The 17229-nt window shown below is 43.4% G+C and carries 8 protein-coding genes; 2 read left to right on the forward strand and 6 right to left on the reverse strand.

Translation table 11 applies throughout. The features are described from left to right. Together V7K84_RS02370 and V7K84_RS02375 are read right to left on the reverse strand one after the other, a co-directional pair. Window positions 1-1587: a hydantoinase B/oxoprolinase family protein gene (locus tag V7K84_RS02370; protein ID WP_334836032.1), complete on the reverse strand. Its 1587-nt coding sequence runs from the start codon at window positions 1585-1587 to the stop codon at window positions 1-3. Window positions 1588-1704: 117 nt separating this feature from the next. Continuing rightward, complete coding sequence (locus V7K84_RS02375) at window positions 1705-2520, reverse strand: TrmH family RNA methyltransferase (protein ID WP_334836034.1); 816 nt, start codon at window positions 2518-2520, stop codon at window positions 1705-1707. Between V7K84_RS02375 and V7K84_RS02380 the strand changes: the two genes are divergently transcribed. After that, window positions 2494-2739 (forward strand): hypothetical protein, encoded by a 246-nt coding sequence (locus V7K84_RS02380; protein WP_334836036.1) that lies wholly within the window; start codon window positions 2494-2496, stop codon window positions 2737-2739. The two genes, V7K84_RS02375 and V7K84_RS02380, sit on opposite strands and share 27 nt — an antisense overlap. A 40-nt stretch (window positions 2740-2779) precedes the next feature. Here the strand turns inward: V7K84_RS02380 and V7K84_RS02385 are convergent, their stop codons facing one another. The 4 genes from V7K84_RS02385 to V7K84_RS02400 all read right to left on the reverse strand — a co-directional run bounded on the left by V7K84_RS02385 (window position 2780) and on the right by V7K84_RS02400 (window position 13883). Next, window positions 2780-4873, reverse strand: coding sequence for a hydantoinase/oxoprolinase family protein (locus tag V7K84_RS02385; RefSeq protein WP_334836038.1), 2094 nt, complete (start codon window positions 4871-4873; stop codon window positions 2780-2782). A 234-nt stretch (window positions 4874-5107) separates the two neighbouring features. Continuing rightward, window positions 5108-8263 (reverse strand): leucine-rich repeat domain-containing protein, encoded by a 3156-nt coding sequence (locus tag V7K84_RS02390; RefSeq protein WP_334836040.1) that lies wholly within the window; start codon window positions 8261-8263, stop codon window positions 5108-5110. Between the two features lie 256 nt (window positions 8264-8519). Then, entirely contained in the window at window positions 8520-11354 is a 2835-nt protein-coding gene (locus tag V7K84_RS02395; RefSeq protein ID WP_334836042.1) for an ATP-binding protein, read from the reverse strand. Window positions 11355-11630: 276 nt separating this feature from the next. Further along, window positions 11631-13883, reverse strand: coding sequence for a glycoside hydrolase family 65 protein (locus tag V7K84_RS02400; protein WP_334836044.1), 2253 nt, complete (start codon window positions 13881-13883; stop codon window positions 11631-11633). A 534-nt stretch (window positions 13884-14417) separates the two neighbouring features. Between V7K84_RS02400 and V7K84_RS02405 the strand changes: the two genes are divergently transcribed. Next, window positions 14418-17066: a sensor histidine kinase gene (locus tag V7K84_RS02405; RefSeq protein WP_334836046.1), complete on the forward strand. Its 2649-nt coding sequence runs from the start codon at window positions 14418-14420 to the stop codon at window positions 17064-17066. Window positions 17067-17229: the final 163 nt, after the last annotated feature.

Below are 17229 nucleotides of genomic sequence, written 5' to 3' on the forward strand. Positions count from 1 at the left end.
TTAAGAGAATTTACCAAAGCCACCGCCGCCAGGAGTTTCTATCACAAAAACATCCCCAGGTTTCATCTCTACTGTTGCTGTGCTGTCTAAATTCTCTTCAATTCCATTCTGACGTTGTATCCAGTTTCGTCCTACTTTTCCTGCCTCCCCATCATTTAATCCAAAGGGAGGAATAACCCGATGACCAGAGAGAATATTAGCTGTCATCGGTTCAAGAAATCGAATGCGGCGGACAACTCCATTACCACCCGAATATTCTCCTTTGCCACCACTATCGGCACGAAGACTAAAGCTTTCTAAAAGTACAGGATAACGAGTTTCTAAAACTTCTGGATCGGTCAAACGAGAGTTAGTCATGTGAGAATGAACACCATCAGTACCATCAAAATTAATCCCTGCGCCAGAGCCGCCGCAGATAGTTTCATAATATTGATATTGCTCATTACCAAAAGTAAAATTATTCATCGTTCCTTGAGAAGCAGCCATAACACCCAAAGCACCATATAAAGCATCGACAATAGTTTGAGAAGTTTCTACATTACCTGCGACTACTGCGGCTGGATAGGTTGGGTTGAGCATACAGCCAACCGGAATAATAATTTCTAAAGGATTAAGACACCCAGCATTGAGAGGAATATTATCATCAACTAAAGTACGGAAGACATATAAAACTGCTGCTTGAGTTACAGCTTTAGGAGCATTAAAATTACTATTTAGTTGTAGAGAAGTCCCAGTAAAATCAATGGTAGCACTGCGGTTTTCTGGGTGGATAGTTACTTTAACTTGAATTTGCGCCCCATCATCCATTTTATAAGTAAATGAGCCATCCTTGAGAACTGCGATCGCACGTCTAACAGACTCCTCGGCATTAGCTTGCACAAATGTCATATAAGCCTGAACAGTATCAATCCCGTATTGTAAAACCATTTTACAAAGTTCTTGAACTCCTCGTTCATTTGCAGCAAGTTGGGCTTTAAAATCAGCAATATTTTGGTCAGGGTTACGAGCAGGATAAGTATGATTTGCAAGGTGCTGTCTGACTGCGGTTTCTCGAAAATCTCCCTCTTCGACCAAGAGGAAATTATCAAAGAGAATTCCTTCTTCTTCTACTGTGGTACTGTGTGGAGGCATAGAACCGGGAGTAATTCCACCAATATCTGCTTGATGTCCGCGAGAAGCAACGAAAAAGATGGGCATGGGGCATTGGGCATGGGGCATTGGGCATGGATTTTTTTCACTACTTTCTAAAAAAACGGGGGTAATTGCAGTTACATCAGGAAGGTGTGTGCCGCCGTTATAGGGGTTATTAGATAGATAGACGTTTCCCGGTTTTAGGGTGTTACCTTTATCGTTAATTAAACTGCGGACACTTTCACTCATTGAGCCTAAATGTACGGGGATATGAGGGGCATTCGCTACTAATAATCCCGATGAATCAAAAATTGCGCAGGAGAAATCCAGTCTTTCTTTGATATTTACTGATGTGGCTGTGTTTTGTAACACAATTCCCATTTGTTCGGCGATAAATTGATAGAGATTTTTAAATATTTCTAAGCGAACAGGATCGGGTTGAGATGTTGTGTACATTTTTAATTCGTATTTGTTCAAATTCAATGAATTACTCAATATTTGCTGATGCCAGTTGAGTTAAGCAAAGTGCAACCCAACACAAAACTTGATTGATGTTGGGTGTCACTTCACACATTATGTTCTCGATCTATAAACCTCATACATTAAAAGGCTACCTGCTACAGCAAGATTAAGAGAGTCAACCGCACCTACCATCGGAATTCGAACAAGATGCTGGCATAAGTCTCGCTGTTCTGGGGTTAGACCTTGGCGCTCCTCACCCAGGAAAAGAAGAGTAGAATTGGGATAATTAAACTGATGAAATTCAGACATCCCATCTGGTGAAGCACCAATAACAGGACAGCGGTGGTTCTGTACCCAGTGACGGAGCGCAGAAAAGCTTGTGCGTACAAACTTCTGGTTAAAGAGCGAACCCATAGATGCCCGAATAACATCGGGAGCAAAGGGATCTACGCTATCTTTGACAAAAATAAACCCAGCACCGCCAACAGCTTCTGATGTGCGAATCAAGGTTCCAAGGTTTCCTGGTGAGCGAATAGTTTCAAGAGCCACCCAGCACAAATCAGGTTGTGGCGAGATATCACGCAGCTTGAACCAGCGCTGACGAACAATTGCACCAACTCCAGAAGCACGTTCACTTTGGGAAATACGTCGAAACTGTTCGGGTGTCAGGCTGATGCAAGGAACACCAGAACGCCGAGATTGCCGAACTAGTTTCCGCGCTAAAGGTGCTGTGAGCAGTTTCTCACTAAACGCGATCGCTGAAATATCAAAATCGTTGTCAATTACTTTTACAAAGTTACGCACACCTTCGATATAGAACAATCCAGAGGCGTCACGATGTGCGCGGTCAAATTGGAGCCTTTTAACTTCGGTTAGCGTAGCCTCGACATCTAACCGTTCATGGCTGGAACTATTAACACCAGCCATCCTCCTTCAGCAGAGCTACTTGGCTCTCTAGATAAAAAACTTGAATTAGCATGGGATATTGCGGAAACTATATCGCAGACATCAACTTCACTGCGATCGATATTAGCACATCTTTATTCTAAGTTAGGTGTATTTAACTTTCCATCTAGACAAAGCTGGCGAATTTCCAAAGGAAGAGAAGATAAATTTAACATTGAAAATCTCCGAATATTTTTCTGAAACTTAGTATTTTCGGTTAATTAAATTAAATCATAAATCTCTATCTAAGACGTTGCAAAATTAAATGATTACGTTCAGTTAATCTTGCTTCCCAGTTTGGTTCAACTACAATCGTGCTAATTTTTTCGATAATAATTGCAGGCCCATTAATACTATCTTCTGGTTGTAAATCTTTCCGTCGATAGACAGGAGCATTATGCCATTTATCAGCAGTAAACATCCTGACTGTTTCAACAGATACAGGTGCTTCATTTAGAGAACGGGTACGAATAATTAAAGGTTCTTCGGGAGTATCCATTTTCTGAATTACTTCCACTGAGGCTGATTCAACAATTAAATTTTTATCTAATTGAATGAAACTATAACGGGATTTATGTTCATCCTCAAATCCTTGCCGCATCAATACCAGATCATCGACAAAGTTAACAGTTAAGGTAGAGTTAGTTCCTTCATATTTTAAGTTGATTTTTTTTACTATTTCTACTTGGGCATTAGTTTCATTTATTTCACTTATAGTTTTAGTTTCTAAATCTTCCATTAACTGCTCTAAGCTAGGAATTAATGCTTGAGTTAAAGGTTGTTCAACTCCTCCCTCTCTAATTGCCCGCACATCAGCTAATCCCATTCCATAAGCAGAGAGAACGCCAGCATAAGGATGTAGAAATATCTTTTTCATTCCCAATGTATCGGCAATTAAACAAGCAACTTGCCCACCTGCACCACCAAAACAACAAAGCACATATTGGGTAACATCATAACCACGTTGCAGACTAATTTTTTTGATTGCATTCGCCATATTTTCCACTGCGATCGCAATAAATCCTGCGGCTACTTGTTCGGGTGTACAATCATTGAATGTAGCGGCTTGAATATCTTGGGTTAATTGTGTAAATTTTTGAATAACAATATCTTTATCTAAAGGTAAATTGCCATCAATGCCAAAAACCGAGGGAAAATATTGTGGGTGAATTTTACCTAACATCACATTGGCATCAGTAACCGCTAATGGCCCGCCACGTCGATAACAAGCAGGCCCAGGATTTGAACCAGCAGATTTAGGGCCGACACGATAACTAGAACCATCAAAAAAGAGAACTGAACCACCGCCAGCAGCAATGGTATTAATTGCTAATACGGGAACTCGCATCCGCGCCCCAGCAATTTCTGAATCTAATTGTCGTTCATACTCTCCTTTAAAGTGGGCTACATCTGTACTTGTCCCTCCCATGTCAAAGGTAATAACTAACTCAAAACCTGCTCTTTTACTAGTTTGGACTGCGCCAACAATACCGCCAGCCGGGCCGCTTAAAATACTATCTTTTCCTTGAAATTGCTCGGCTGCGACTAAACCGCCATCAGATTTCATAAACATTAATTTGACACTGGGTAACTGACTCGCTACTTGGTTAACGTAGCGGCGCAGAATAGGAGTTAAATAAGCATCGACTACTGTTGTATCTCCCCGGCTAACCAATTTCATTAACGGACTAACTTGATGAGATACAGATATTTGTGTAAAACCGATTTCTTGGGATATTTGGGCTATTTGTTGTTCGTGTTCAGGATAGCGATCGCTGTGCATAAAAACAATCGCACAACTCCGAATTCCTGTATGATAAACTGCTTGTAAGTCACTTTTGACTTGCTCAAGATTTATGGATATTAATTCATTTCCATTAGCATCGTAGCGTTCATCTATCTCAATCACCTGCTCATAAAGCATTGTTGGTAAGATTATCTGGCGGGCAAAGATGTTAGGACGGTTTTGGTAGCCAATTCGCAGCGCATCTTTAAACCCTTTGGTGATGAGAAGAACGACGCGATCGCCTTTCCTTTCTAACAGCGCATTTGTTGCTACTGTTGTCCCCATTTTTACCACTTCTATCGCTTCGGTAGTAATGGGTTCGTTGCTAGCAATACCCATGATATCTCGAATACCTTGGATGACTGCATCTTGATATTGTTCGGGATTTTCTGAAAGGAGTTTGTAGACTATAATCCATTGCTGATTAGGCAGAGTCACAATTAAAAAACGCTCAGGATGTCTTGAGAGTCTGTCTAGAATTGCCTGATTATTAGTAACGGCAACAATATCTGTGAATGTACCACCGCGATCAGCAAAAACTTTCAACATTACTCTGCTTCCTGTATAATCATGAGAAATTACGAAATAGCTTTAAGAGGATGTGTGAAAAGTCGTGATTGATGTATCAAATATTTTTACCCCTCCCTAACCCTCCCCTTGTAAAGGGGAGGGAACCGGATTTTTCTTGTTTCCCCCCTTTACAAGGTGGGACTAAGGGGGGTAACAACGCAATTAAAATCACAGTCAAAGACTTTTCAAACATCTTCTAACATCCGTTGTCAATTAATATTCATCTACAAATTGAGGATGAACCCAGAGAAATTCGCGGCGTTTGTTTTGCACCCGCACTAGACCACCAAAACTAGGATCTTTTTCTTTCAATAAGGCGTGTAATTCTCGCAAAATCGAGCCTTGAGCGCGGATTGCATCGCCTTCTAAGAACGAGGCATCGCTCTTGGACTTTCCAGCCAAAGCCATATCACTTCCCTTCAAAGTAGACTCGATGCTTTTCTGTCCTAAATCGAGTTGTTCTTCAATGGCTTTGTAGGTGGTATCATCCAGTATAAATTTAGTTGCCGAACCTGCCACAGGTAAGACTAGGCTCAGGGTTCCGGTCAAAATTCTGAGATAGGGGACTGCCTTGGTGAACCACTCACGCGGCAAGTCTAATTCATAGACTCCCTTTTTCTTGTCGTTGGGATTCAAAGCTGGAAGTGGTTGACGTGCGTGTTCGCACCAGAGGGTGAGTTGAAACTTGGCACTAATCCATTTGGGGCGATCGAAAAATCCTGGTTCAATAGGCTTAAAGCTGAACAGGCGCGGGCCGTCTTTTGCTTCATCGGTGAGCATCTGCATTAGTTCTGCAAACTGCTGATCGACTTGGCTTAAAATGGTGCGCTGCTCCTGAGATAATATCTGAAAGCGTGCTTGATCTAGGCGATCGTACATAACCAAATCTTTGCGGATGACGTTTAGCTCGTCTTTCACAATGTATCGGAACTGCTCAATGCCAATTTCTTGGGATGGGGGTTGAGCAGTTGGCGCGTTATTCAGCAATTGATCGATGTTTTGCCATTCGCCACATCCGGAAATGGGACATGGGAACTCATGACGATTTTTCTTTTTGCTTTCAATTAGTTTCTGTACCTCAAACAGTCCGTTTCCAGGGGCATTCATACCGCAAGTTTCAATGCAGGGAACCATCACATTACAACGCAATCCTTCCCAGAAATTCTCGACTAGCCATTTAATCTCTTCTGTGAGATATGACAGGAACCTTTCTGGATAAGCTGCCCGCACTGTAATTTTTACATCAGTGCCAACATATTCCAGCAATGCCCGACCGTTGTAGTCATTGTCAAGCATTAAACCCCGTTGCCAGTGAATGCTGTTTTCATAATTCGCCCGTCCCAGTGAGTATTTGTGCAACCGGACAATTAACTGGTAAAACAAACCTTCTGCCACTGCAAACTGTCCGCGACTGTCTACAATGCGACAGATTTGCGCTTGTTGCCTGTCTCCCGCTTCCGGTTGCTCTCCCCAACTGGGCAATGGCTCCGGGCGTGTGTCGGGAACAAGTTGAGCAATAAGGCTAGTATTGCTAGGTTCTGATGGATCGAAAACCACTTTGTAGGATAGATCAAAGCGTTCCATCAGCCGCAGAAAGATTGGATGCAATTTTGAGGGGTAGCCTTCTTCGCCTGCAAATGGCGGATGGCTCCACAATTGGCCCAGATGCTGAAATTCTACTAAACCGTTGCGTTTGCGTGTCGTTTCATCATCTAGCACAAAACTGATCGCCTTTGCCAGCCAGTCGGGTTTGAGGATGACGATATCGCGTAGTGTTGAGTCGTTATAGTAATGGATAAAATGCCCTAGTATATGGGAGATGCGAAGGAACAGTTCTGCTTGCTCCTCATCGATTCCCTCTTTAGCGCAGACGGCAATGACATTATCGTAGGGGAGATAGGCTTTATCACTTGTCTGTAAGGTTTCCCGCACCCGTTGCCACTTTGCTGGAACGGAACGCCCCATTTCGGGAAGAGATGCAGCGACACGAGCAATAGCATTTTTTAATTCTGCAATCCCAGTGCAATGCGTCGTATCCTGGTTGGGTTTACTGTCTACATAGAAGAAATCGATTACCGTATCTTTGCCAAATTGATCCAGAATTTCTTGTCTGTCAATGTCTGGTTGTCGCTGTCCAGGGCCGCCGTGCGTTGCAACTACTAACACCTTTGCATCTGGTTCTCGATTTTTGATCAGCGTAATCCACTCTTTGACAAAGCCCTGCTGGGGGCCTTCCCGTGGTTTCCAGATAACGAGATACACGGCTGGCGCACTGAAAAACAACTGGTGCGTCGGTCGATAAACCCGTTGACCGCCAAAATCCCAACCATTAAGTGATATCTCTGTGCCACTGTCGGGATCGGTGACGATTACAGGTTTAATTTCAATCCCGTGAGTTGTGGGGCGACCATCTAGCCATTCATCTCCCCGCAATGCTCCTAACAGGCAACTCTTGCCTACTTCGCCCTCGCCAACTAGAATCAGTTTGGCTTCATTCAGAGTTATTTTTTCTTGTGCCTGTGCTCGCAGGTATTGCAAAACAGCTTCTATGCCTTGTTTATAAGCGGCTGCAAGGTCAGGGTTAAGAGGGTTGTTGCGGAGGTAAAGCACTTGCAACTGAGTCAGGGATGCGATTGCTTTTGGCAGTTGGGTCAGTTGGTTGTTTTCAAGGTTAAGCTTTTGCAACTGAGTCAGGGATGCGATCGCTTCTGGCAGTTCGGTCAGTTGGTTGTCGGAGAGGAAAAGCGTTTGCAACCCAGTCAGGGATGCGATCGTTTCTGGCAGTTCAATCAGTTGGTTGTCGGAGAGGTAAAGCTTTTGCAACCCAGTCAGGGATGCGATCGCTTCTGGCAGTTCGATCAGTTGGTTGTTGTCGAGGTAAAGCAGTTGCAACCCAGTCAAGGATGCGATCGCTTCTGGCAGTTGAGTCAGTTGGTTGTTCTGGAGGAAAAGTTGTTGCAACCCAGTCAGGGATGCGATCGCTTCTGGCAGTTCGATCAGTTGGTTGTTCCGGAGGTAAAGCCGTTGCAACCCAGTCAAGGATGCGATCGCTTCTGGCAGTTCGGTCAGTTGGTTATTGTGGAGGTCAAGCCGTTGCAACCCAGTCAGGGATGCGATCGCTTCTGGCAGTTCGGTCAGTTGGTTATTGTGGAGGTCAAGCCGTTGCAACCCAGTCAAGGATGCGATCGCTTCTGGCAGTTCGGTCAGTTGGTTATTATCAAGGTCAAGCTCTTGTAACCCAGTCAGGGATGCGATCGCTTCTGGTATCTCAGTGAGTTTTATGTTGCTGAGATTGAGTTCTATTGCTCCCTCTTGCCGTGCCTTTTCAATGCGCTGCTCTGCTTCTTGATAAGCTTTATCTCTTGCCATGAGCAAATCCTTTCTCTCACTACCAAAATCGGAGTAATAGCCAGACTCTTATTCTAATGTCAAAAGTAGATTCAGCTTAGTACAGAATTTCATTAATTCATAGCGAATTAAATTTGGCGATACCCTGCATTGTTAATGCATCGGCTTGCATTGTTAATGCGTTATCCTGTATTAAAAACGCTACGTTTTTACGCAAAACTGTACCTATTTATTTTATTTTGGTTAAAAATTTAACCACGTCAAATAATCTTGACAATTAGATAGCTTGCTGGTTTAGCGGAATTACAATTACAAATTCCGTCCCCTGCCCAGGAGCAGAAATACATTGTAATGTTCCCTGATGTTTTTGGGTGATAATCTGATGACTAATAGATAAACCTAACCCAGTACCTTTATTAACTGGTTTAGTTGTAAAAAATGGTTCAAATAATTGTTTTTGTACCTTTTCGGGAATGCCTATACCATTGTCGCCAATACGAATAACTACCTCATTCTCGCTAGTAAGTTTAGTCTGAATGCGTATCTGGGGAGGAGAAAGCGCTTTTTCTCCTACTTCCCACTTCCGTTCGGCTTCGCTCACGGCAAGCCCATTTTCCACTGCCTCTTCTAAAGCATCGATCGCATTTGCTAAAAGATTCATAAATACTTGATTCAGTTGTCCAGCATAACATTCTACTAATGGCAGGTCGCCGTATTCTTTAATCACCTCAATTGTTTGATTGTTAGATTTAGGTTTGAGGCGATGTTCCAGAATCATCAAGGTATTATCTATACCCTCATGGATATTCACAGCTTTCATCTCTGCGTCATCTAACCGGGAAAAGTTTCGCAGAGATAAGACAATTTCTGTGATTCGTTCTGCACCAACTGTCATCGAAGTTAGCAAGTTGGGCAAGTCTGCAATCAAAAAATCTAAGTCGATCGCTTCTGTTTCTTGTTGAATTTCCTTTGCTGGATTAGGATAGTTTTGCTGATATAGTTGCAGCAGTCTCAATAAATCTTGGATATATTGATTGGCATAGCCGACATTGCCAGAAATAAAGTTGATTGGGTTATTGATTTCGTGCGCTACACCTGCTACTAGCTGCCCCAAACTGGACATTTTTTCACTATGCACCAGTTGAGATACTAACTGCTTTGCTTCTTGGCGCAATTGTGCTTCTGAGTATCGCAATATCTGCTCTGCTTGTTTGCGCTGGGTAATATCGTGGAGAATCACGACATATTCCTGAAAATCTTGATGGGGTCTATCTGAGATGGAAACTTCCAGAGTTCTGTTTTTTCCATTACCGATTAGGATTTGTTCGCTACGCTTTGTCCACTGCTCTGGATAGTAGACTAATGCGGGTAGCCATTTGTTGAGGTGATTTCCTGGCAACTCAGATGGGTTGACACCAAAAAACGATTCAGTCGCTGGGTTAGCTTGCTGGATAATGCCTCGATTATCTACGACTAAAATACCATCCTGGGCGACAGTAAACAGGTGTTCGGCAGCTTCTCGTGCTTCTGCGATCGCAACCACTTGCGGTAAACTTGTCCAACAAGCGATCGCTACTCCCACAAATGCCACGCTCATCAGTAGCACCACAAATATATTCTCACCGCCGGCAGTTGCCACTTTATTAAGTTTGACACCAAATAACCAGCCAACTCCCACGGCACTGCACAGTAAAAAAATCAGGATGCTCACTTGAAGAATTACTGAATCTTTGATGATTACCACAGGGCGCGTGCGATATCGACGCATCCACCAATTGGGATGGAAAGCAGGGAAATTCACACGGCGAATCACTGCATCTATTCCCAGGACACCAATGGGAAATAATAGCCCAATTAGCAAGTTGAGCCAACCCCAGGCAAATCCGCCCACGAACAACACCACAACTTCTAACAGCAGAATGGCCAGAGATATGCGAGGGAACAAAACTTCCGAGCGATCGCGCCGAAGCCAAAGCCCTAGATGCAGTAACATAAAGGAGACAAACCAACCGATGTTACCAACGGCGACTATTCGCGCCACATCTCCCCAAATCAGATAAATTAAACACAACACCAGTGTCAACGTCAATGCTGGGACAAACACACCTCGACGCGAGACAACGGAAAATACTGGGGAAATGTGGTTATCTAACGCCAGTTGATACAAAATTCGCGGGCAATTAGAAACCACCGTTGCCGAACCGAGTAGACAAGCGGCTACTAGCAAAAAAGAAATACTTACACCAGCAAATCTTCCCCAAAATGGCTGGGAAGCTGCCGCAAGATTCAAGAAAGCATTGTCTTTCAGGTCGGGATTTGTTGCTAACCGCATTACTACCCAAGAACCTCCCAAAAAGATTGGTGGCATCATCCAGGCGGCAACATCTAGAAACCGCAGTGTTTGAGTGGGGTTGCGGCTATCGGCAACAAACGAAGAAGCTGTTTCACAGCTGTAGGTTGCGTAAGTGACGAAAAAGAACCACTTTGCCCAATCCACGAAGCTCAAAGATGACCAACTGCTAGGAAAAAACCCAGGACTAACGGGAGAAAACGCTAACCAGCCAAGACCTTGCACGCAGAAGGTCATTAGCAATCCAAAAGCTGGAATGACAAAAAACAAATGTAAAATACTCAGGGCGCGAGTCCCACTAAACGCCACGATAAAGGGTAACAGTGTAAAGCTAATATCCAGAAATATGTCTGGACAGGCAATACCCAGCGCCTCCAAATTTACTTTAATTAAATCTCTGAGTACGATTGTATTCACTGACAGATAAGAAACCCAATTGAGGAGGTATCCAATTGCTGCATAACGAGCTAGTCCTGGGTAGTTTTGCAGTAGCTTGGTAGCATAGTTAGGCGTTCCTCCAGCTACATTAATGAAGTGCATACCTAAGCGTTTTACCTGATAATTAAGCAGCATTCCAAAAATCACCGCAGGTATCCAAACAAAAATAGCTTGGGAACCTAGAGCAGCATGAATCGCTGGAACCAGTGCTGTCCAAGAAATATGAGCTGTCAAACCAAAGCCCCAACTTTCAACAGCACTCAAGCTTCTAGTTAAGCGAGGGTAAGAAGATTGGCCCAATGTGGAGTGAGCAAAGTTGGACATGATTAGCAGTCTTGGGTGGGATACTGTAATTAAGCTTATTAGCTAGAGTTCCCATCTCATAAATATTCTGCACAAAGATTTTTTGCTCGTATTCATACTTGTATTTTAATATCTCACCAGAGAAAATTATCTTGACAACACCAGTGTTTATTGCCCTCATCCCCCAACCCCTTCTCCCAATTTAGGAGAAGGGGAGCCAAGCCAATTTCAAAGTCCCTCTCCCAAATCGGGAGAGGGATTTAGGGTGAAAGCTCATTGATTCACGCAAGAAGTCTATTAGACAATTATCGAATGTGTATCTGCCAAGGCGGGAACTTTAACTTCTGTTTCGGCTCCTAAGTCAAAGTCATACCACTCGTTACGCCATTGCAGGCGAAACTTCAAGCGCGTCCAGTTGGGTGGTAGATTGGGACAGGCAACTGGGCCAAATTGAGTCATCCGAATACCGCCAAACCCGAAAACTACTGCTTGCCATACTCCTCCAGCACTGGCGGCGTGAATTCCTTCGGCGGCGTTCAGTCTCACATCCTCTAAATCTACCAAGGCCGATCGCAGAAAGTGTGTGTAAGCTTCGGTTGGTTGATTGAGGTCGCAAGCTAAAATAGCGTTAATGGCTGGGCCTAGTGAAGAACCATAACTGTGGTCGGTGCGTTGGGTGTAATAGTCCCAGTTGGTGGCGAGGGTGTTATAGTCGTAGCGATCGCGCAATAAATACAAGAGCATCAACACATCTGGCTGTTTGAGAATCTGCTTTTGGTTGGTGGCTTCAATTCCCAACAAACCTTGTAGAGATTTGCTACGCGGTTCGTAATCAGCGAGGTTAACATCTTCTAGCTGGAAAAAGCCTTCAAATTGCTCAATTAAACCAGTTTGAGCATCTTGATTGACAAATAGACGTTCTTGGATTTCCGCCCAATGGTGCAGACGCTCTGTGGTTAAGTTGAGTTTTTGCACCAGTTTTGCTGAAGTTTCTGGATAAGCTTGTTTGAGCCAATCCCACAGCCCCAAAGCTGACTGCAAATGCCACTGTACCATGAGATTGGTGAAGGCATTATTATCGACGCGATCGTGATTTTCATCGGGGCCAATTACATCTAGGATATCGTAGCTGTGGCGCTCTTGGTTCCACTGCACTCGACTTTCCCAGAAAACAGCCGTATCAAGAATAATTTCCGCGCCATAATCGCGCATCCAGTCATCATCGTTGGTAGTCTGCCAGTAGTGCAAAATTGCATAAGCGATATCTGCGGTGATATGCACTTCAATGTCACCGCACCAGATGCGGATTAATTCACCGTTGGGAGCTGGAACCCAGCGCGGAGTTACTTCATCGCCAGTAGTGGCACTTTCCCAAGCATACATCGCTCCTTGATAACCGGCTTCTTGAGCTTTGCGTCTCGCTCCTGGTAGGGTGTGGTAACGGTAGGTGAGCAAGTTACGCGCTAGGGCTGGTTGAGTTAAGGTGAGGAAAGGCAGGATGAATATTTCTGTATCCCAAAAGATATGTCCGCTATAGGCAAAACCGGAGAGAGTTTTGGGAGGAATGCTCACGCTGTCATCGTGACGTGGTGTTACAGCAAGTAATTGAAAGAGATTATAACGGACGCTCAATTGAGCCAAGCGATCGCCTTCTATAATAATGTCACTGTCTTGCCACACTTGCTCCCATGCTGCAATGTGAGCTGCCAAGAGGGTAGCATATCTCGGTTCATCAGCGAGTCTTTGTAAAGCGGCAGCAATGGGGATTTCTGTCTCTCGTGAAGTAAACAGGGTGACAATCTTTTCTACAATTACTGTTTTTCCGGGATATAAGTCTAAAGTGGTTGTCAAAGTGGGAGAACTAGAAGCATTTTCGATGCTTGCGGGTGCAGTCTCGTCACCATCTACCACTAACTTAGCTGCCATCCCAAGTTCAATACCTGAGTGGAGAGTTTGACTGTTTAACCAGATAATTCGATCTATGCCACCTTGGTTTAAGGTTCGCCAATGTTTAACGCCTTGAGTATGTGGTTCGCTGTCAAATCCGGCTTCGACGGTAATTTCACCCTCAAAGTCTACCGATGTAATTTGAGCGCGAATCGCCAGAACGTGTTGGTCTGCTAAACTGGTGAAACGCTCGAAGTGAAAATCTAAAGTATGACCACTCGGACTACGCCAGCGCACATCACGGCTAACTAAACCTAAGCGTAGATCGAGCCGACGTTCGTAGTTGAGAATCTCACCACTGTCCATACTAAAGCGTTCGCCTGCTACTTTTACCACTAATGGCAGCCAGTTGGGACAGTTTACTAGTTCAGTATGAGTAATTGTCACATCATCATAAACACCGTGGATGAGTGTGGCTGGAAAATCCTGTGGATATCCTTCCTCAAACGTACCCCGCACTCCTAACAACCCATTACCAAGAGTAAAGACGGTTTCTTTGTGATGTAACTGCGTCGGATTAAACTCCGTTTCAATAACGTTCCAGTCAGTATTGTCAATTAATTGCTGATTTTGTTGAGAATGGTGAGTGGATACGTTGAGCATGAGCGATCAAACCTATGTCTTGGGGTGGCTGTGGGCAGGATGCAGTAAAATTAAGAGCAATCCTTAAGTGATTAACTCCTTTTCTTTAGCGCGTAGATTAAAAGATAATCTGAACGCTAAAAAACACGCTTCTGATAACAGTAGCGTTTCAAATTTCATCTGTCTACAGTTAGATTTCTTTAAAAATGCCAGTTATAACTCATAAATCTTAACTAGCTACGAATTGATTCAGGTTTTCATCAATTTGTTTCATATTTACAATTAAGGCAAGACGCGATGAATCGCCGTCTCTACAATAATCAGTTCTTTGTAGAGACGGCGATTTATCGCGTCTTTGTCTTTGTGATGGACGTTAGTCATATTTTATTTTGGCTGGTAAAATCTACAGGTGCAGTTAAGTAACGTTTTGTTCTTTTACCAGAAGTGGTATATTGGCACTTGATCCGACCGAGTACAAACTATGCATAAGCCCACAGGAAAGCAAACTAGAGGTGTTGTACTCAGTACTACAGGACAGGAAGGGGAAGTGGGCAGATGAACAAAAATACTGGGCAAGGTAATGTTTTTTCTCTGTTTAAAGGCGTACCTCTAAGTCGCATTTTGGTAACGTTGTTTTTGCTGCAAATCTTGCTAGCTACCTCATTGACTGCATACTTATCAATCGGCAATGGGCAAAAGGCAGTCAATGAGGTAGCTAGCGAATTACGTCATGAAGTTGGCAATCGAGTCGAGCAGAATTTACAAACTTATTTGGCAACGCCGCGTCAGGTACTACGCAGTAATCAAAATGTGATTAACATGGGGTTGCTGAAGATAGAGAATCTGGCAACCTGGGAGTCATATTTAATAGAGCAGTTAAAGATTTTTCCAGATGCGTTGGCAATAACTGCAAGCAATGAACAGCAAGAATATCTAGCGGTGGAGAAGCTCAACGATCGCCAATTTTTACTCAAAAAAGCCAATAAGTCAACTGGGTACGACCTCTATACCTACATAATTAACGCTCAAGGTCAACGTACTCAATTACCAGAGGCGATCAAAAACTATGATGCGCGATCGCTTCCTGATTATCTCACAGCAGTTACCGCTAAAAAATTCAGCTTTAGTGAGATTTTTACTCCCCGCACTGAACCAACACTCCTGATTAGTGCTTCTCTTCCCATCTATAACTCCCAAAGGGAATTACTCGGAGTCAACAGCACTCTCACTCACTTATCACAAATTGGGGATTTGCTGCAAAACATCAAAGTTGGCAAGTCTGGGCAAATTTTTATTATCGAGCGATCGGGACTATTAGTTGCAAGTTCTACAACTGAAGAACCATTCCGCTTCCAAAATGGTAAGGCCATTAGGTTGAAAGCTTCCCAAAGTGGAAATTCTTTGACTCAAGCAACCGCTAAATACTTAAAAACTAATTTTAATAACTTTGACCAAATTCAAAGTTTACAGCAACTAGATTTTTCCTTTGACGGCAAACGGCAATTTTTAGAAGTTAGACCGTTACAGGGCGAACCAAATGTCAACTGGTTGATTATCGTGGCTGTCCCAGAAGCAGACTTTATGGGACAAATTAATCGCAACATTCAAACTACTATTTTTCTCTGTTTGGGAGTGTTGGGACTAGCGATTATATTGGGAATTGTCACCGCTCGGTGGATTACTCAACCAATTTTGTACTTCAGCAAGACGACAAAAGATTTAACTGATTTTACCAATAGCGAAGACTCAGTGGTGAAAGTGCAGGGCATTCAAGAACTAGAGGTGCTGGGTGAATCTTTTAATGAGATGGCGCAATATTTACGCAAAACCTTTACTGCACTGATTAGCAAAAATGAGGATTTAGAACTGCAAGTTAAGCAGCGAACTCAAGAATTACAGCACGAGGTTGAAGAACGCATTAACAGCGAGCAAAAACTGGGGCAGCATTATCAAGTACTCACAGAATTGGCAAATCACAAAGCGATTTTTGAAGGAAATCTGGAAACAGCATTCAAAGTTATTGCAGAAAAAGCAGCCAATGCCTTAGAAGTAGAACGAGTGAGTGTGTGGTTATTCAATAGCGAGCGTACCAAGCTACAATGCATAAGTCTCTATGAACGTAGCAATCAGAAACATTCGGCAGGTTTAGAACGCAACCTTGCAGATTATTTAATCTACTTTAGAGCTTTGGTGGCTTCTCGTACCATTGCCGTCTCTGACACTCGTACCGATCCACGGGTACAAGAATTATCGGATAAATTGCTCGAACCAAATAATATTGTATCCCTAATTGATACCAGTCTTTGGGTTGGGGGCAAAATGGTGGGAACAGTATTATCTGAACAGGTTGATATTCCCCGGAAATGGGAACTGAGCGAGCAAAACTTCATTAGCTCAATCGCGGAAATTGTCACCCTAACTTTAGAAGTAGGCGATCGCAAACGCGCAGAATCCGCGCTACGTGAGGCTAAAGAAATCGCCGAAGTCGCAAATCGTGCTAGGAAAACCTTTTTAGGAAACATCAACCACGATCTGAGAAATCCTTTAAACTCAATTTTGGGAATCACAGAGGCACTCAAAGATCAAGTGTACGGCCCTGTAAGTGAAGAACAACGCCAGTCTTTAAATATGCTCGAATCTAGCGGTAAGAACCTACTAGAATTAATTAACCAAATCCTTGACATTACTGACACCGAATCCAGCAAAATAGAACTGCAACTAGCTGCTACTTCGATTCCGGGAATATGTGACTTCTGCTTGAGTTTTGTCAAAGATTTAGCCTTCCAGAAAAATATCCGCTTGAGGGCACAAATACCTGAAGAACTCGAACCCATCCAACTCGATGAACGCCGCATTCGCCAAGTATTTATCAACTTATTGACTAACGCAATTAAGTTTACTAAAGAAGGAGGCGAAGTCTGGATTGAAGCCCAGCCAAGTTCCACCAACGAATATATCTTTATCAGCGTGGTAGATACTGGTATTGGGATGCTTTCCGATGACCTTTTTAAATTATTTCAACCTTTTGTGCAAGTTGAAAATGCCTCCGATCGTCGTTCTTCAGGCACTGGTTTAGGATTAGTAATGGTGCAAAAAATTGTCGAGCTGCATGGTGGAACTGTCCACGCCGAAAGTCAGTTAGGCAAAGGTAGTCGATTTACTGTCAAGCTTCCTTGGAAAAAGGCGGGAGAATCGAGAGTCTAAGAGAATGTTTGAAAAGTGGTATGTTGTGATTTTAATCGAATTATTACCCCCCTTAATCCCCCCTTATAAAGGCAGGGCTGTTTCATTCCCTAAAACAGGTAAAATTGCAAGTGTTGAGGGGATAAAAATCATGGGTACTTCTCTGATTGAACATTTGCGACAA

This window comes from Nostoc sp. (assembly GCF_036917315.1).
Classification (GTDB): Bacteria; Cyanobacteriota; Cyanobacteriia; order Cyanobacteriales; family Nostocaceae; genus Nostoc.